Raw genomic sequence first — 17,148 nt, 5'->3', positions numbered from 1 at the left:
AAGTTACATATAGATGGAGCCAATAACGCAAACGTGGTACTTAGGCCCTTACTAGAAGTCGTTTCGGTACGTTTTTTAGCAGATCACTGATAATAAGAATTTTAATGCCATATCGGAGGACGACGATATGGCGGATATATAGTTTTTTGTGAGGAGAAGGTAGATGATCGTTCAGTGTCCAAAGTGTAAGACCAAGTTTGGCGTTTCCGATGCTCAGCTTGCTGGTTTGACTAGCCCGCAGTTTCATTGTTCTCGTTGCGATAACACTTTTTTTGAGAGCGTTGGTTTAGAGCATGTATGCGCGGCAGATTTTGGGAATAGCAAAGTTGCATCGCGTAGTATTTCCGCGGTGTGCGCTTCCGAGGGAGTCCCGGCGTCAGTCGAAAAGTGTGGCAGCAAGTGGCAGCAGTTGGATATGTTTGCTCCTGAAGCTTCTGCTGAGAGTAAGTGCTATGAAAGTCCGATAAAGACTTTTGGCGATATGCTTGATAGTGGCCCTTCGGCACTCATTACGGCTGATTGGCCTACTGATGATACGCAGAAGATAGAAATCGATATGTCTTCGGTCTTGCGCAAGCGCTTAAATGAAGACGCAATTTCTAACGGCGTATTGCGCTTTAGAAAGGAGGCCTTGGAGCGTTTACATGATCTAAATCAAGCTGATCGGCGAGTAGATTGGCCTCAGGCTTATTCGCCTTCGGATTTTTTCACCAAAACAAATTCTCCTTACGTCGATTTGCCCGATTGCTGCCGCTCAGACATCGCGGCGATAGACAAGGCAGCAGGTGACGTCGTTTCTTCCTTGGAAACAATATCTTCGCCGTCGAAGTTAGCTTCTCTGGAGAAAGAGTTTAAGAGTAATAGCTCTGAAAGCTACGAGCTAGTGATGCCGGCAAGTCATTCAGAGACTCATGTTGAGGAGCGAGGCCCTATACAGGTATTTTCTGATTTCGATTCATTTGATTCGTTTGATATGTCGGAGCAAGACGAGCCGGACTTATCGCCTCAACCAATTGCTAGTGAAGAAAAGGAGGTTTTGAGCAATAGGCCTCTATATTTCGCATGTTTCTTTCCGCTGCTCGTTTGCATTCTTCTCGGAGTTGCTGGACTGTTAATTTCGAGAGTGGATGCTCTCGCTACAGTTTTGCTTTCCTTAGATAGTGACAGTGTCAGTTCTCAACCGCCAGCAGGGCTAGAACTAGCGAAGCTGCGTTCAACGGTAGCTACTCTTGATGATGGTCAGCAAGTGTTAAATATTCGAGGCGAGGTGGTAAACAATACAAACAGGCCGATGTCGGAAATTAAGATAGAGGCCAAGTTGTTTGACGGCAACAATCAACCGCTGGAGAAAACACTCGTTGCCGCGCAAGGCGACATCGTCAATGCTTTAGAGATAGGCTCTCTTAAGGATAGCGCTGTTAGTTCGGTTGCGCCGGAAGATGGCGAGCAGTCTTTAGAGTCATCAAATGTCCTAAAGCCAGGAAGTAGCATGTCCTTTAGGCTAGTTCTAGCCGACTCGGTTCAAAACGCCGAGTGGTATGCCGTCCGAGTCCACAGTGTGAAATATGTGCTCGGCGATGCGAAGCTTAATAGCTATTGATCTCACCTTTCGATACAGGCTTAAGCCCCTTTACCTATCAGTAACATCTGGCCCCTTTCGGCTTAATTCTGCTAGCATGATTCTTGCGGGGCAAGACATGCTGCGAGTTGCCGCTATTCACTTTGGCGCGGGGAACAATAGGTCACGAAAAGAAAATTCGATAAGTAGTGTAGACAACAAAAGCACTAATGAGGAATGTGCCTTCTTTGCGTGAGATGGTGCTGTCGGTAAAGACTATCGGTAGCGTGACGACCGCTACGCCAATCATAACCGGAATGTCAATCCACAAGGCTTCCGGGGACACAAGAACTCCAGTGCCGCTAATTAGACCCGACAATCCCAAAACGCCAAGAATGTTAAAAATGTTGCTGCCAACTATATTGCCAACCGCTATGTCGGGTTGGCGATGGATGCTTGCTAGTACTGATGTAATTAACTCTGGCAAGGACGTGCCGACGGCAACGATTGTTAGCCCTATTACTAGCTCGTCTATTCCTAGCAGACGAGCAATGTCTACCGCGCCACTTACAAGCCATCGAGCTCCTAAGCAGAGAAATAGCAGGCCAATGACTATTGTTCCGATCTGAACGGAAATCTTTACCTTACTCCCGTTATCAGCAACGCCTAAACTATCTTCAAATTCAGCCTTGACCTTTTCGCTCTCCCTGCGACTTAGCCTAATTACCCAAGCCGTATAAGCAATCAGCATGGAAAATAAAATAGCGCCATCTAAGACCCCAATCGCTCCGTCGAGTCCCATTGCTAAAACCAGTAAACTTGCCGCTATCATTGCCGGAACATCGAACTTGATAAGCTGGCTTGCCACAATTAGTGGAGTAACTATTGCAGAAAGTCCAAGAATTAAAAGCACATTTAGAATATTGCTTCCAACTACGTTGCCAAGCGCTACGTCCATTTTGCCATCTATGGCCGCTAAGACGCTTACGGCGAGTTCCGGTGAGCTCGTCCCAAAGGCAACCACAGTGAGCCCAATGACTAGAGGATTTATCCCAAGCGCTAATGCCAGCTTCGAAGACCCCCTCACTAAAGACTCTCCTCCAACTAATAACGTAACTAAGCCAGCGGCTATCCACATGAGTGGGTAAGAATAAGCCCCCATTTTATAAATCCTCTAGAGTTATTAACTTTGCTCAATAAGTAACGGAACTATGGTCTCTCGTTGTTAACATTAATCGCATCCAAGGAAAACGCCTTCCAGGATAAAGTCTTGGCTTTTTCCTCTTCGATTTGTAGCCGGATACTGTCCTTATGTCTTGTGCTTTCTAGCAAGACTAGGCGTTTAAGCTGGGACAGGCTAATTTTATTAGTGTTTTCTTGTTGCGTCTCTGCCTTGCTAAGTTCGCTTTCGATATCTATTGCAGCCTTCTCTTCAAATGCGGAGGAAGAGACTGCGGACGACGAAGTATTAACTATAGGTGGCGAAAGGATCTGAGTTTGGAGAGACCTGCTCTTGCAATTCTTAAAACCACAGTGACTAAATTTTTCGGCACATGCCGCATCCATAATTATTCGCAACTCGCTTTTTTTCTCGGGTGGAAGTTTTGACATCTTCCCGAATTGAGCGAATCTGCGTTGAACTTGCTCCCTAAATTGCTCGCATGTGAGTTCCTGCTCAAGCCACGAAAGTGCATCTCCCTCATTTCGAGGTTCTTCAGGCTGGACTTCAGCTTCTAAAGATGGCAGCGCAAGTAAAGAGACAAAAAGAACAATATAGTATTTATGCGGAAACGTCATTGGCGGTATAAAAATGAACCTAGGGAATTTTAGCACAAATAAGCTTAGTTTGTCTTGCGGTTATGATTCTAAACGAATATGGCACGATTCATCAAGGTTTTTAAGTCTGTGTTTTCTCAGACATGCCCCTAAAAACGTTTTGTCTTTGTGCCTCTGGGGTTGTAAACTAGAAGTGGTCACCAATATTTTCTTTTACTAGTTATTAAATGGCTATTAACGAAATCTGGAAGAATTTTTTTCAGTCCGAAAGGCTAACAGGCAAGCGGATGACTAGTTTGGCGATTTGCGTAGTGGTTATGCTAGCCTTTTTTTGTGGTTATTTTAAGGATGGGTTTAGTTCTAGCTCTGGAGAGACAAATGTTAGTGATGTTTCTCCTAAGGTAGCGCCAGCGAATATCGCTGCGCTTTCTGAAGTGGACGTGAAATCTTCCTCTAGTGTGGGGTTAAAGCAGAACCTGTCGCCTGCAAAAACTTCGGCTCAATCCTCAAGTACAGCGGGCAAAATACCTATCCCATATCCAAGCAAAGTTCAGGGGAGCCTTCCTCAACAGAATCCCTATTCTCGCATGTTGCAAGGTAGGCGCGATAGAGATGTTTCTTCTGGTGCCGCAAGTTCACTGGCCACGCTCCAAGGCACTTTTAATTCAATAACTCGGGGAAAGATTCAGGACAGTGCAATGTCGCAGCGAAACAGCTACTTCGATAAGTTGCGAGAGCAAACTCGAGCGCTCACAGAGGCAAAGCATGACATGGAGGAAGATGCAGCGGAAAAAGGCGAGGGAAAAGATGCTGGCGGGATCGATGCGACAGCTTTGCAAGCTACTGGAGATATTTCTCCTTCTAGGGCTGGAATTGGAGAAGATTCTAGTTCTGGCAAAGACGATGCACTGGGAGAAGCGCCAGATTTAGCTGAACTAGAAGCGCTCGAAGCAGACCTTGCTGAATTAGAAGAGATGGATGCAGGTGAGTAAGCTCGCTATCTAGTCTTTTTGCCGCAAGAGCAAACTTACTTTGTCGCGATGTGCAATCTCCCAATTTGGATTATCGCGCAGCAAATAGGCTAAAGGTGCGTCTGGTTCTAGCAGTAGCCAGTAAAACTTGTATTTGTCTATTACCCTTTGCCAACCTGGCTTAGCGTTATTGAGAGTAAAAAATTCTTCGTATTTATCCCTGCCATTTAGCTGATTTCTATCATCAATAAATGCTTTGTGTTTTGGATAAAGGTGCCAAGCTAGGTAGCCACCCCAGTTTGGGGTGTGAAAAATTTTTTCACCTGCTGCCGAGTTTTCAATTATATGCACTGCGTCTTTTGGAAATTTCGGGTGAAAGGACAGTTCTTCCTCCGTATGTCCAGGTAGGTGTTTAAGGTAAAGTGTCGATAAGAGCAAGACTAGCCAAAAGCAGGAGAAAAAAAGAAAAGTGCTGGCATTTTGCTCCTTCCTGCTCAAACTCGCGAAGCTCTTGGCTATTGCATTTAACGGACTGCAATTTGGCATTTTCCTCTCTTCAAGGATGTATTGCATGGCTTTTGCCAATGGAACTGCACTTACTAACCCAAAAAATGGTATGTATCTACAGTGCAGCACAGACATGTGGAAAAATGGCGCAAGCAACAAGGCATCGAAGAGCGACCATTTTTTAGTCGCCATTCTCAGCACAGCAAACATTAAAAAAAACGAAGTCAGCCAAAAGGCAAAAAAGCTAGGCGAATATATAGAAGGGCTAAGCCATTCGTCCATTAAGTTCATAAAATAATCGTCTTTAACTAATTCTAGTGTATAGGCGTGTAGTTTGTAATTGTACGGGTTTATAAAGGTACTAACAGTTGCCAGCGCGCTAATTGTGGCGATTGCTGTAAGTCGAAAAGTTCTGTCCGACCGCCTTTCGAAAAATGTTGCAATAACGCTTGAGAACAGAATTAATAGTCCTAGAGGGAAGGCTGGGTGCAGGTTAGCCCACAAAAAGAAAATCGGGATGAGGAAAAGCAACGCTAGCGAGTTTTTCGCCCTTTTATCGGCTTTCCCTGTATGCTGCCAGCGGTAGACAATAGAGTATGCTACAGCAAGTAACATCATGGAAAACAAAACGGGACGAAGAAACCACTGCGTCCACCCCTGTAGCATGGAAAGTAGTACGGCAATTAGTGTGACAATTGGCGCAAGTTTTTGGGCCCTTAGTATTGGCGCCATTACTAGGAGATAGATGCTTATGACAAAACCAAAAGTAAGTATGTGCAGCAATGACCAGCCGCCAACTTTATAGAGTAAAAAAATAATTGCGTCGGAAAGCCATTGATCCGATACCCATGATTTTGGAGGAGAGTTAACCGATGATTCTGAGGTGAAGAGAAAGTGGTCGTACTGAGGTACTTGTGAATTTTTAAGGATCCACTCGCCGTTTTTTAGATGCCAACCTATGCCGGGATCGGAAATTAGCGAATGTCCGAAGTAGACGAGAAAAAAGAGAAATATAGAACCTACAATGTCAATCCAACCCGGGCGCCTAAGACTAATCGAGCGGCGAGAATTTTGATGTTGTAAGGCGATCTGTTCTTGCATTATTGAATTTATTTGAGATGCTATAATAGTCATAGTATATGTGTATTAGTTTATGATTGTGAAGAGAGATTTTTGTGGGCTGTTTGAAAACATGGCATAAAAATACTCTCATTTAGGCATTTGGGATGGAGAAATGTTTAAGCTCTTAAAGAACTTTTTGCGAGGTAAGGCCAGTCTTAAGGTAGATAAGAAGGGCAAGCCCCTGGGTAGGGATTTGCAGGCGGCCATTGGGGCATTGCTATTGCAGATGGCGGGGGCGGATGAAGATTACGCCCCGGAAGAGGTTTATACCGTTACCCGCATAATACAAAGGCAGTTGGGGTTGGATACTGAGGAAGCCGCCGAAGTGCTGGAAATGTCTGATGAGCTGCGCTTGCAGGAGAAAAAGATAGATAAGTTTGTAGCACTAATAAACGAAAGCTTTGAGCCAAGCCAAAAACAGCTAATTCTCGCAATGATATGGGCTGTAGTGATAGCGGACGGCGAAGTAGAGAAATTTGAGAATAGGTTTGCAACTCAGATAAGAACTAGGTTTCAGTTGTCGCAAGCGGCGGCGGATGAGGCTCGAAAGTTAGCGGCTAGCGAGCAGATATAGAACGCCGCTCGTTGCGAGCGATTTCGGTGTTCTTGTATCTTTTTCTAAGCGTAGAGTATCGCCTTTTAGAGGCTTTTTCGTGACCCAGTTTTTCGTAAAATTCCGCTACTTGGCGCTCGTGTTGTGCTAGCAGGGTTTGGCAAGACTTTATCTCGTCCTTTGCAATTGGGGAAAGTTCGTGTTTCGGAAACTGACTAACTAGTTGCTTAAAGGCCGCTACCGCCTCGTGTAGTGGAGTTTGATCGTGCATGGGGCTTTTGTATTGCAACTTGTGCGCACTGCCAATTTGAAGCAGCACGTATGGAATTGCTTCGTGATGCTTGTGGTATTGCTGAAAATCATTGTACGCACTGACAGCAGTTTTGTAGTCTTGAGAGTAGAAAAAGGAGTCCGCAATCTTTAGTTCAGCAAGTTCCACAAAAGGGCTATGGGGATAGCCGTCTCTTAACTCCATCCAGGAATCTCTAGAAGCGGTAAACAATCCGCTGTCGTAGTTTTCCATGGCGCTAGAGAGAATGGAAAATTCAGGTGTCGTAGGGGCTTCTATGAGTGCCGTGAGTTTTGCTGGCGAATCGGACCAAAGGAAGCAGCCTGTAGTTGGCAAACAGAAAAAAAGCAATAAGCTAATTAGTAGACTGCGCTGGCAGCAAGAATATCTATTCATTTTTTTCCAGTCCTAAGTGTTTTTCTAGCTTTTTTAGGCGCGTGAATAAATCGGGAAGTTTTTTTAGCAAGGAACTCGTTTTGTGCCAGCGTACAGTATCCATTGGTGGAGTGCCGCCGATAACTCTGTCGTCTTCTATATCGCTAAAAATTCCCGTTTGGCCTGCTGCCCTTACCTTGTTGCCTATAGTGACGTGATCGGCAACGCCGACCTGGCCTGCAAGAATTACGTCATCGCCGATGGTGCAGCTTCCCGATACGCCCACCATTGAACACATGAGAGTTCGCTTGCCCACTTTGACGTTATGTCCGAGCATGACTAAGTTATCTAGCTTAGTGCACGCGCCTATGCGCGATTCGCCAAGAGTCGCCCTATCTATAGTCGCGTTAGCACCTATGTCTACGTCGTCTTCTAGCACAGCGGTGCCTATATGCGGTATGCGGCGATGCCCAAGTTGTTTGTCAGGTATATAGCCAAAACCATCGCTTCCAATGACTGCGCCATTCTGAATAAGGCAATTATTGCCAAGAGTTACACCTTCACGGATGATTGCGCCCGAGTGAATCGTGCAGCCAGCTCCAATTGTGGCTCCTGGATAAATCACAACGTGCGGGTGAATGATAGAACCATCGCCGATAACGCAATTTGCTCCTATTACCGCAAAAGGGCCTATGTAGACGCCATTGCCGACACTGGCAGTTTCGTCAATACAAGCGTTTGGGTGGATTCCTGGAACGATTTCGCAATATTTCTCAAAGAGCGGCGTTAGTGAGATGATGGCCTTTAAGGGTTCGGGAGTAACGATTTGAGCCATCTCTAGGCTCGGGTCATATTCTTGTATAAGAAGTGCACCTGCTTGTGAGTGTTTAGCTAGGTGGAGGAAATTTTTCTTGGAGCTCTTGCTAGTTCCAAGGAAAGATAAATCCCTAGCAGTGGCAGATTCAAGAGGTCTTATTCCCGAAATCTCAATAGAGGCATCGCCGTGAATCTTTGCACCAAGTCGTTCGGCGATATCGCTAAGTGAAATTGCTTTAATATTTTTATTTTCTGCTTTATTTTCTAGCATGAATATTAAGTCTGCATCTTTATGTGTTGCTATACCGTTTCCAAAAAGTAAGTTAAATATTTTACTTTTTGGAAACGGTATTTGTTGTTTATTGGCAAGTGCTTGCGCACTTGCTGTTTATACCATTTACAAAAATCCTTTTTGTAAATGGTATAAAAGTATAATAAATTACGCTCCACTTGCGAGCCCTTGTAGTAATAAAGAGTGCGTTAGTAAAGAAACTGTCATAAGCGGGAGCACAGTAAAAGGCTAAAATAATAGCGATTGGCGTCCTTCGCAAAACACATCTCTTGTATGAGAAATATGCAATGATAATTACCAAGTCCTATACTCTAGTATATAACATCGTGGTTCGTCAATTTTGTTGCCAGCAAGCTACCGTTTGGTTTGTTTTGCTTAGTGCGTTGTTGTTTGTAGGCGCCTGTGGTGGTGGCGGAAATAGTGGTGGCGGTGGCGGTTCATCGCAGAGAAGCAACGAAACAGCTATTAGGATAGTGCATGGCGGCATTGATGTTACGCCTATGGCTCTTTATTATGGAGAAGGCGATAAGACTCGCTACGTCCAAACTGCGCGCTACGCTGAATCTACTCGCTATGTTCCAGTAGATGCAGCGGATCAAGTGCTTATTAGCTTGGAACGCGCGAATTCGCCAGGCGTTGGGCGATACGAATTTAGAACAAACCTTGCCAAGGGTGTTGAATATACCGCCTTGGTCTATGGCGAGGTGCGCGGAAAAGGGGTTAATGTCGGCATTAGGGAAGACGTAGTTCAGCGGCCCGAAGAGGGAACGGCTTTTCTTAGCTTGTTTAACAGTTACATAGGCACTGCTTCTATTAATGTTACAGCTGGTAGTAGTTTGCTAGGGTCTGTAAAATTTGGCGAGTTTCTGCCGATAACGGCCCTGGCTAGCGGAATGTCAGAGGTTTCTGTAAATGATGCACAGGGAGTAAAAATCGCCGCTCTTAGTCTTAACATGCCGGACAGGGGAGAAGTTCTTCTTCACCTGACTGGCTCAAAAGACTTGGGCGTAGTTTTTGCCGTGCCATTGGTAGATTACGACTAGGGCTAGGCAGTTTTATATTATGTCAGCAGAGATTGTCGAAGCGGTTCGCAGTAGGGTCAGCATTTCAGAAGTTATCTCTGAGGTCGTTAGCCTGAAGCGTTCAGGGCGCCGCATGGTGGGGTTGTGCCCATTTCATGCCGAAAAAACGCCGTCTTTTTTTGTGCGAGAGGAAGATGGTACGTTTTGTTGCTTTGGATGTGGAAAACGTGGCTCGGTTTTTGACTTTCTAATGGAAACCAAAGGTTTTAGCTTTGCAGAAGCATTGAGACACTTAGCAGCTAAAGTTGGGATTGAAATTCCAGAAAGCGGTTGGAAACAAAAAGGCGCGGGTTCTTTAGATAAGGACAAACTGCTAAAATCGCTGGCCCTAACTGCTCGGGATATTTTTTGCAACGTGCTTAGGCTAGATGTGGAAGCCAAGCGTGCTCGGGATTATTTGGCAGAGAGGGGCACGGAGCCGGCGATTCTTGAAAAGTACTCCGTTGGGTACGCACCACTTAAGTGGCAATTTATTCAGCCTCAAATTTTTAAGAGCTATGGCGAGGATTCGGTTAAAAGAGCAGCTGTAACCAAAGCCTTGCTCGAGCTTGGTCTTATTCGAGAGAAAAAAAGGGAAAAAGTAGCTTCGTCTGATATTCGACACGAGGATTCGGCCAATAGTGAGGTTTTGGCGAATAAGGGAGACGACTTTTATGACAGCTTCCGAGGGCGCGTAATCTTTCCTATAGCGAAGAGCGATGGAAGTGTTATTGCCTTCGGTGGGCGCGTTATAGATGGTAACAAGGATGTTGCCAAATACATTAACTCCCCAGAAAGCAGGATATATGCAAAACGGGCGAGTTTTTTTGGGCTGCCTCAGGCTGTCGAATCCATGCGAAAAACTAGACATGGCTTTGTGGTGGAGGGTTATTTCGATGTCATGTCGATGGCGCAGGTTGGATTTGTAGAAACAGTTGCTACCTGTGGCACTGCTATTACTCCCTGGCATGCGAAACTGCTAAAGAGATTTGTCGAGAGCATTACGGTTGTCTTTGATGGCGATACCGCTGGTGTGCGAGCTGCAGCACGCGTGTTTGAGGTTTTTCTGAACACGGGAGTAGATGTAGGTGTGGTAATGTTAGATAAGGGAGACGATCCCGATACTTTGGCCTTAAGGGAGGGGAAAAAGGCGGAAATTGAGGAGATTTTTAAAGCTAGGAGGCGCTCTGCTTTAAGCGCATATATTGCGCAACTGCTTGAAAGTGCAATTAGTGGACCCAATACCTCAAGTGCAGCGGTAAGAGGTAAAGCAGCGGAGCAATTCGCAACTTTAGTGTCGCAAGTCGAGAATGCAGTAGAACGAGAAACGCTTTTGGTAGAAGCTAGCAATTTGTTCGGAGTTAGTAGGAGTTCGCTAGGGATGCTAGTAGCAGAATGTGCTGAGAAACAAGAATCTCGTCTGCGAAATAGAAGAAATTGGCAAGCTGGGAAAAGCGAAAATGTTGTTGTTGAGAAGACGGATTCTAAGGAAACTGAGAATTTGGTTTCTAAGGAGTTATCTTCATATTGTAGGCAGGCTGTAGTAGCGGTGTTGTTGAATCCAGCCTTGGCGCAGATAGTTATCGATACACGAGAGTCCCTAGAAGGTAAGAATATATTGTCAGTCATGCCACAAAGCGTAGTAGATTTTATTGGGGATGTGGCGATTCTCTATGCCGAGGCGCGCATTAGCGGGCTTATTGGCGAATGCCAAGCTAGTGGTAGCGATGTCGAAAATATCGAGGAAACTTTGGGCCAAGCATTAGCAAAGTATTCGCTAGCCGATTTTGGATTACTTGAGGAAGCTAAACAGAAGGCGTTAAGGGGAGGAGCTAATCCTGATAAGGTTATAGAGGAATTAAGACTGTCAGTTCACCGCCACGAGTTAAAGGCCGAGGTCGATGGAATTCGTTCGGCGGAGCTGGTAGCGCCGAATTTGGCGGTGCATGCTGAGTTAGTACAGAAGAAACTTCAGAAAAGGCGCGATTTGGATCGGCTAAGGAGCGCCAAAAAACAATAATTTTCTTGGGAGTAGGTAATAATGTATCTTACATGATTGCCATATGTATTAGTTTTTGGGATGATACTGGTTTTTTTACTGTGTTATGTAGTGAAAAATCATTTATGCCTTTAAACTCACTGTTAAATCTTGTCGTGGAGAATTAATATACTATTCTTTATTGAAGTGATTACATTTAAGGCATTTACATTCTCCCGTTATTGCAATTTTAATTTTTGTTTGAACTTTTCTAGGTTTTTATCGCCTAGAGTTTGGGGGCAACGTAGCTAGTTATGGTTAGAGAGTCTGTAGGACAGAAGGGCAAGGGACGGTCGAAATCGCCGAAAGGTGGTGGTGTTGATAATAGAGCTAGTGGCATTAACAACATTGAAGAAATAAACGATGCAATAGCAGATGTTGATCTGGGCGAAGAGCCTGTTGATGATTTGTTGTCAATCCTAGGGGAGAGTGAGGATGAAGAGCTCGAAGTTGAGGAGTCGGATGGCGAAGATGCTTTGACAGGTGGCGACATTGGTCTTGCAGGTGCGGACTCTTCAGATTTGTTGGGAGCTGGTTTTGCAACGCATGCAGCTGGGAAGGCTGGCGATCCGGTGAGAATGTACCTGCGCGAGATGGGCGGCGTTAGTCTGCTTACACGTGAGGGCGAGGTCATCATAGCGAAGCGAATCGAGGAAGGACTCAAGGAAATTGAGTCAGAACTCTATCGTTCACCTGTGGCAGCAATATACGTCTTGGAGCTACAGGAGGCCGTGAAGGCTGGTGCTATTAGAGTTAAGGATCTGTTTGGAGAGGAGGAGACTGCCGAAGTCGACGAGGAGTCGGAGGAAGAGGACGAAGTAAGTGAGTTGGAAGGCGAGCCGGGCCCGGCAGAGGGCAAGGAAAGTGCGGCCCAACTTGAGGAGGAGGAATTACAGAAGAAGTTTTTTAAGAAGGCGGCCGACATTAAAAAATCACTTCGACAAGTTGAAGAAGTGTTTGCCCATATCAGGAAGTTAGAGGCAGGTTCTAAAGCATATAAAGAAGCCGATAAGAAGTATCAGAAAGCGCGGGATCGCACGGCGCTAAAAATTGCAGATTTGCAGCTTTCGACTAAACAGGGAGAAGCAATTGTTGCTAAAATGTCGGCGTATGTCGACAAGCTTAGGCTTGCCGATAAAGTATTGGCAAAAGCGGCAAAGCTGACGGGGCGAACGGCGGAAGAGTTATGTGAGGCGGTGGATGAGATTGCCGATGGAGATCAGCTTGCTTTCAAGCGAGTTTGTAAGCGATTGAAGTTGAAGGCCACTGAGGCTAGGGATTTGCTTCTAGAGATAGCCGACGCAAGGAAGGTGATGAGCAGTATCGAGACTGAGACATCGCTTGCTTTTAAGGAACTCAAACACAGCGTTGAGACCATTTTTAAGGCCGAGCAAAAAGTTTATAACGCTAAGAAAGAGCTGGTTGAGGCCAATCTGAGGCTCGTTGTGTCTTTAGCTAAGAAATACACAAATCGAGGGCTGCAGTTTTTAGACCTCATTCAAGAAGGCAATATTGGCCTTATGAAAGCTGTTGATAAGTTTGAGTATCAGCGGGGTTATAAGTTCTCCACTTATGCTACTTGGTGGATTCGGCAAGCTATCACGCGCGCAATCGCGGATCAGGCGCGAACTATTCGCATACCAGTGCATATGATAGAGACTATCAATAAGCTTGTTCGCACGTCCCGCTATCTCGTGCAAGAATATGGTCGAGAGCCTACACCCGAAGAAATCGCTCAGAAGATGGATATATCGGTAGATAAGGTGCGAAAGGTTTTAAAGATTGCAAAAGAACCTATCTCACTGGAGACACCCATAGGAGAAGATGCCGATAGTCATTTGGGAGATTTTATAGAGGACAAGAGAATTGTTTCACCCTCGGATGCTGTGGTTAATTTAAATCTGCAGGAGCAAACTAGACGTGTGCTGGCGACGTTAACTCCAAGAGAGGAGAAGGTACTGCGGATGCGGTTTGGCATTGGAGAGCGTAGCGACCATACTTTAGAGGAGGTTGGCCAAAACTTCGATGTGACAAGAGAGAGAATCCGTCAGATTGAGGCCAAAGCCCTTAGAAAATTGCGACATCCCAGTAGATCGAAAAAACTTAAAACTTTTATGGAGCGAGTTTAGGTGCGCGTTTTTTTTGCACGCCAGCTGGAGGAGGTAAAGATTTTTTACCGCGGCAATTGATTTGTTGTCGAATTTATGCTTCTACTAAGTGTTTTACACCATTTACAAAAAGGATATTTGTAAATGGTGTAAAGAGCAAGTGCGTAAGCACTTGCCAATAAACAACAAATACCGTTTCCAAAAAGTAAAATATTTAACTTACTTTTTGGAAACGGTATAAGTACAAAGAGTCTGTCTGGAAACCAGTTTTTTCCGAGGCGCGTCTTTTTTGTCGATGTGGCCCTATAGCTCAGTTGGTTAGAGCAACCGGCTCATAACCGGTGGGTCCCAGGTTCAAGTCCTGGTGGGGCCATTTTTTGTTGGCGCTTTTTTGACATGCCAGATATGTCCTTTAATGTTAGATCAGAGCAAGTGTGATCATTTTTGATTTTGATGGCGTATTGATCGATTCGCTCGATGAGGTAGCCATCACTGCTTACAATGCATTCACGGGAAAGACTGCCGAGACTTTTGTTGAGCTTCCTCCTAATTACCTCTCACTTTTTCGGAAAAATCGCTTCCACGTGAGGCCAGCAGGGGATTTCATTACTTTCGCAAGTTGGTGCATCGGGACTGCAAAACACTCGCCTGACAAACTTCTAACAGAGGATGAGTATTTAGGTCTGTTCGAGCGAGAGGTCGAAGGATTGCATGAGCGCAAGGCGAGATTTTTCGCCGCTCGTGGAAATTTCCTAAGTAGCAACAGGCAACAGTGGCTTTCGCTGCATTCTCCTTATCAGCCCATTTGGAATGTATTGCGCAATGCGGTTGATGAAACACTGGTGTTGCTGACGAATAAGAACAGAGCTGCGGTTTTGGAATTATGTGAATATTTTGGCTTGCGAGTGAGTGCGGGAGACATTTATTCAGGTGACGGTTCAGGAAACAAGGTTGCAAATTTTAAGGCAATCGACCTGAGGTTTCGCTGCCAGTATTACTATTTTCTCGATGATTCGATAAACAACCTACTCGATTTGCAGCGAAGTGTTGTCTCAAAGGAATTCATTCCGCTTCTAGCGGATTGGGGATATGCTGGTCCAGCAGATTGGGAGACGGCAAGAGAGCAAGGAATTAGAGTAGTCGCTCAGAAGGAAGCAATCGATATTTTTAGGAATAATATTTTTAAGGCGTCTTAAAATATTAGCTGTGGGAAGGGGATTTTATTGTGAATGCCACCAGGAAGCCTGAAAATTCTGAACTCGACACGACTGTTAATATTGCCTTAGTTGCCGGTGGTACTGGTGGGCACTTGATTCCGGCCATTATCATTGCCAAAAAACTTCACAGTAAGGCAGCGGTAAGAAATCTGTTGTTCGTTGGAACTGGAACAGAGCTTGAAAAAAAATTACTTGCCAATGTAGCGTTTAACCTCGAAGCTATTCCGGCTCGAGCTGTCCACGGCGGTGGAATTTATGGAGCTTTTAAGTTTGCTTTGACGTTGCCGCGTGCGATGTATGCTTGTGTGAGATTGTTTCGAGAGAAGCGTCCGTCTGTAGTAGTTGGTTTTGGCGGGTATCCGTCGTTTGTCCCTATATTAGTTGCTTGGCTCATGAGGATCCCCACTGCAATTCATGAATCCAATGTGGGCGTTGGCTTGGCGAATAAAGTTTTAAGCCTTATAGCTACTAAAGTGTTTGGCGTCACAGGCTGTAAGGGGTTCATCGGGACATCTAACCTCAAGTTGTTGCCGAATCCAGTGCGAGAAGAGTTTTATTCGATTCCGCCGTTTAATTACCCTGAAAGCGGCGAGCCATTTAGGATTTTGGTGGTAGGGGGGAGTCAAGGTGCGGTTACTCTCAATACAATAGTTCTTGGCCTTTGTGACGTTTTTCAGGAGTGCGGTGTTGAGCTTCATCACCAGAGCGGAGTTTTGGATTACCAAAGAGTAATGGATGCTTACCGGGCTACGGCTTTTAAAGCGTATAGCGTGAGTCCTTTTGTCGACGATATGGCAAAGGCATATGCCCGCGCTCATTTGGTAATTTGCCGTGCTGGAGCCATGTCCGTGGCGGAAGTCGTCGCTGCGGGTAGGCCTGTAATATTTGTGCCACTTGTAATAGCTTCCGGGCATCAACGCCTCAATGCGGAGCCAGTAGCAGAGGCAGGTGGTGGCATTATTGTCGAGCAGGATAAGTGTTGTGCCGAGAAGCTTCGACAACACTTAAGCGAGTTGTTGTCTAGTAGAGAAAAACTAGAAACTATGGCAAGATGTATGGAGAAGTTTCGGGGAGATATAGGAGTAACATCGGCGGAACGTATAGCAGAAGATATTATGGAATTAGGTTTAAAACACAATGTATAACAGGCATCGACAGCATCTTCACTTCGTAGGTATCGGTGGTGTCGGCATGGCTGGCATTGCTGAGATACTTCTAAACCTAAATTACAGCGTTAGCGGTTCTGATATTGCTAGAAACTCCTTAATAGATCATTTGGAAGAGCTAGGAGCTAGGGTAGCAGTCGGGCATGCTGCCGAGAACGTGCGTGCGGATACTAGTGTCATGGTAGTTTCTTCGGCTATATCGCCTGAAAATCCCGAGATCGAGTTTGCAAGAAACAATAATATTCCAGTAATACCAAGGGCTGAAATGCTGGCCGAGTTAATGCGCATGAAATACGGTCTTGCCGTAGCGGGTTCGCATGGCAAGACGACTACTACTTCTATGCTGGCAAAAATGTTAACCGATGCTGGCTTCGATCCAACGGTTATAATTGGCGGTCGCGTATTGACTAAGCGCAGTGGCGCTAAACTGGGCAAAGGTGAATATTTGGTAGCAGAGGCCGATGAGAGCGATGGAAGTTTTGGTTTGCTTAGACCGGCAATTAGCATCGTCACTAATATTGATGCCGAACACTTAAACCACTATGGTTCCTTTGGGGAACTGGAGATGGCATTTGGCGACTTTATGGCAAGTGTTCCTTTTTATGGAGCGGTTGTGGCTTGTTTTGACGACCCAATCGTTGCTAATTTAGCGCGCAAATTGAAGCGACGGGTAATCTCATACGGTTTAGCTCCGGGAAGTGATGTAACTGCTACGGATTTGGTAGCGGAAGGAGCGAGTACCAGTTTTAACTTGTTAGTAGGGGGCAAGCAAGTTAGTAGAGTTAAGCTACCGCTGCCGGGTTCCCATATGGTTAGCAATTCGCTTGCGGCCGTTGCTGTCGGAATAGAACTTGGAATTGACTTCGAGAAAATCTGTTTTGCACTGGAGAGCTTTCCCGGAGTTGCTCGCCGCAGCGAGTTAATTGGCATTAACGCAGGAGTAGCTGTGCTAGACGATTATGCACATCATCCTACGGAGATAAAGGCGACTTTGTCTGCTCTTAGGGCGGGTTGGTTAGCTAGAATGGCTACTGAGCAAGGCGCTTCTACTATGGGTCGTCTTGTGGTTTTGTTCCAACCCCATCGTTACTCTCGCACTAAGGATCTCTTTAGCCAGTTTGTCGAAGTGTTTGGCGATGCCGATGAACTCATAGTAGGCGATATCTATGCTGCTGGGGAGAAGCCTATCGAAGGTGTTACGGGGGAAAATTTAGCGCTCGCGATTAAGCATACCCGGGTTTCGTATGTAAGCGATCTAAAAAATGCTGTGGCACCGCTTGCGTCTAAACTAAGAGCTGG

14 protein-coding genes and 1 tRNA gene are annotated in these 17,148 nt (G+C 45.6%); 10 read left to right on the top strand and 5 right to left on the bottom strand.

The window, feature by feature from the left end; all coding sequences use genetic code 11:
* The first annotated feature begins 163 nt into the window (after positions 1-163).
* Complete coding sequence (locus tag IT291_08010; protein MCC6221166.1) at positions 164-1,600, top strand: zinc-ribbon domain-containing protein; 1,437 nt, start codon at positions 164-166, stop codon at positions 1,598-1,600.
* Between the two features lie 142 nt (positions 1,601-1,742).
* Here IT291_08010 and IT291_08005 read toward each other — a convergent pair whose 3' ends face one another.
* Together IT291_08005 and IT291_08000 are read right to left on the bottom strand one after the other, a co-directional pair.
* The gene (locus tag IT291_08005) at positions 1,743-2,720 is read right to left on the bottom strand and encodes a calcium/sodium antiporter (GenBank protein ID MCC6221165.1); all 978 of its coding nucleotides are present in this window, start codon (positions 2,718-2,720) and stop codon (positions 1,743-1,745) included.
* 47 nt (positions 2,721-2,767) lie between these two features.
* On the bottom strand, positions 2,768-3,355 hold the full coding sequence (locus IT291_08000; protein MCC6221164.1) for a hypothetical protein: 588 nt from the start codon (positions 3,353-3,355) through the stop codon (positions 2,768-2,770).
* A 206-nt stretch (positions 3,356-3,561) separates the two neighbouring features.
* Between IT291_08000 and IT291_07995 the strand changes: the two genes are divergently transcribed.
* Entirely contained in the window at positions 3,562-4,326 is a 765-nt protein-coding gene (locus IT291_07995; GenBank protein ID MCC6221163.1) for a hypothetical protein, read from the top strand.
* Between the two features lie 9 nt (positions 4,327-4,335).
* Here the strand turns inward: IT291_07995 and IT291_07990 are convergent, their stop codons facing one another.
* Positions 4,336-5,913 carry a hypothetical protein gene (locus IT291_07990; GenBank protein MCC6221162.1) on the bottom strand — a complete coding sequence of 526 codons (1,578 nt, stop codon included), beginning with the start codon at positions 5,911-5,913 and terminating at the stop codon, positions 4,336-4,338.
* A gap of 133 nt (positions 5,914-6,046) precedes the next feature.
* On the opposite strand from IT291_07990, the gene IT291_07985 reads away from it, so the two are divergent.
* Positions 6,047-6,508 (top strand): TerB family tellurite resistance protein, encoded by a 462-nt coding sequence (locus IT291_07985; GenBank protein MCC6221161.1) that lies wholly within the window; start codon positions 6,047-6,049, stop codon positions 6,506-6,508.
* Here IT291_07985 and bamD read toward each other — a convergent pair.
* Positions 6,492-7,172 carry an outer membrane protein assembly factor BamD gene (gene bamD, locus IT291_07980; GenBank protein ID MCC6221160.1) on the bottom strand — a complete coding sequence of 227 codons (681 nt, stop codon included), beginning with the start codon at positions 7,170-7,172 and terminating at the stop codon, positions 6,492-6,494. The two genes, IT291_07985 and bamD, sit on opposite strands and share 17 nt — an antisense overlap.
* Positions 7,165-8,238, bottom strand: a complete 1,074-nt coding sequence (gene lpxD, locus IT291_07975; GenBank protein MCC6221159.1) for a UDP-3-O-(3-hydroxymyristoyl)glucosamine N-acyltransferase — start codon at positions 8,236-8,238, stop codon at positions 7,165-7,167. Before lpxD ends, bamD begins: the two co-directional genes overlap by 8 nt.
* Positions 8,239-8,546: 308 nt before the next feature.
* Here lpxD and IT291_07970 point away from each other — a divergent pair, with 308 nt between their 5' ends.
* From IT291_07970 to IT291_07940, 7 genes are all read left to right on the top strand, one after another.
* Complete coding sequence (locus IT291_07970; protein ID MCC6221158.1) at positions 8,547-9,302, top strand: hypothetical protein; 756 nt, start codon at positions 8,547-8,549, stop codon at positions 9,300-9,302.
* A gap of 19 nt (positions 9,303-9,321) precedes the next feature.
* Complete coding sequence (dnaG, locus tag IT291_07965; protein ID MCC6221157.1) at positions 9,322-11,340, top strand: DNA primase; 2,019 nt, start codon at positions 9,322-9,324, stop codon at positions 11,338-11,340.
* A 272-nt stretch (positions 11,341-11,612) separates the two neighbouring features.
* On the top strand, positions 11,613-13,487 hold the full coding sequence (gene rpoD / locus IT291_07960; GenBank protein ID MCC6221156.1) for an RNA polymerase sigma factor RpoD: 1,875 nt from the start codon (positions 11,613-11,615) through the stop codon (positions 13,485-13,487).
* 278 nt (positions 13,488-13,765) lie between these two features.
* Positions 13,766-13,839: transfer RNA gene (locus tag IT291_07955), tRNA-Ile, on the top strand.
* 61 nt (positions 13,840-13,900) lie between these two features.
* On the top strand, positions 13,901-14,662 hold the full coding sequence (locus IT291_07950) for a hypothetical protein (protein ID MCC6221155.1): 762 nt from the start codon (positions 13,901-13,903) through the stop codon (positions 14,660-14,662).
* Between the two features lie 29 nt (positions 14,663-14,691).
* Entirely contained in the window at positions 14,692-15,828 is a 1,137-nt protein-coding gene (gene murG / locus IT291_07945) for an undecaprenyldiphospho-muramoylpentapeptide beta-N-acetylglucosaminyltransferase (GenBank protein MCC6221154.1), read from the top strand.
* Positions 15,821-17,148: UDP-N-acetylmuramate--L-alanine ligase (locus IT291_07940; GenBank protein MCC6221153.1), on the top strand; the 1,328-nt coding region annotated here is incomplete at its 3' end. The genes murG and IT291_07940, both read left to right, overlap by 8 nt.

Source organism: Deltaproteobacteria bacterium (assembly GCA_020845775.1).
Lineage (GTDB): Bacteria > Bdellovibrionota_C > UBA2361 > SZUA-149 > JADLFC01 > JADLFC01.
Note: the sequence above shows the minus strand (reverse complement) of the source record. Positions and strands in the feature narration are given on the sequence as shown.

Coding starts and splice junctions, on each gene's coding strand:
- IT291_08010 (MCC6221166.1), top strand. CDS start 164: ATGATCGTTCAGTGTCCAAAGTGTAAGACCAAGTTTGGCGTTTCCGAT.
- IT291_08005 (MCC6221165.1), bottom strand. CDS start 2,720: ATGGGGGCTTATTCTTACCCACTCATGTGGATAGCCGCTGGCTTAGTT.
- IT291_08000 (MCC6221164.1), bottom strand. CDS start 3,355: ATGACGTTTCCGCATAAATACTATATTGTTCTTTTTGTCTCTTTACTT.
- IT291_07995 (MCC6221163.1), top strand. CDS start 3,562: ATGGCTATTAACGAAATCTGGAAGAATTTTTTTCAGTCCGAAAGGCTA.
- IT291_07990 (MCC6221162.1), bottom strand. CDS start 5,913: ATGCAAGAACAGATCGCCTTACAACATCAAAATTCTCGCCGCTCGATT.
- IT291_07985 (MCC6221161.1), top strand. CDS start 6,047: ATGTTTAAGCTCTTAAAGAACTTTTTGCGAGGTAAGGCCAGTCTTAAG.
- bamD (MCC6221160.1), bottom strand. CDS start 7,172: ATGAATAGATATTCTTGCTGCCAGCGCAGTCTACTAATTAGCTTATTG.
- lpxD (MCC6221159.1), bottom strand. CDS start 8,238: ATGCTAGAAAATAAAGCAGAAAATAAAAATATTAAAGCAATTTCACTT.
- IT291_07970 (MCC6221158.1), top strand. CDS start 8,547: ATGATAATTACCAAGTCCTATACTCTAGTATATAACATCGTGGTTCGT.
- dnaG (MCC6221157.1), top strand. CDS start 9,322: ATGTCAGCAGAGATTGTCGAAGCGGTTCGCAGTAGGGTCAGCATTTCA.
- rpoD (MCC6221156.1), top strand. CDS start 11,613: ATGGTTAGAGAGTCTGTAGGACAGAAGGGCAAGGGACGGTCGAAATCG.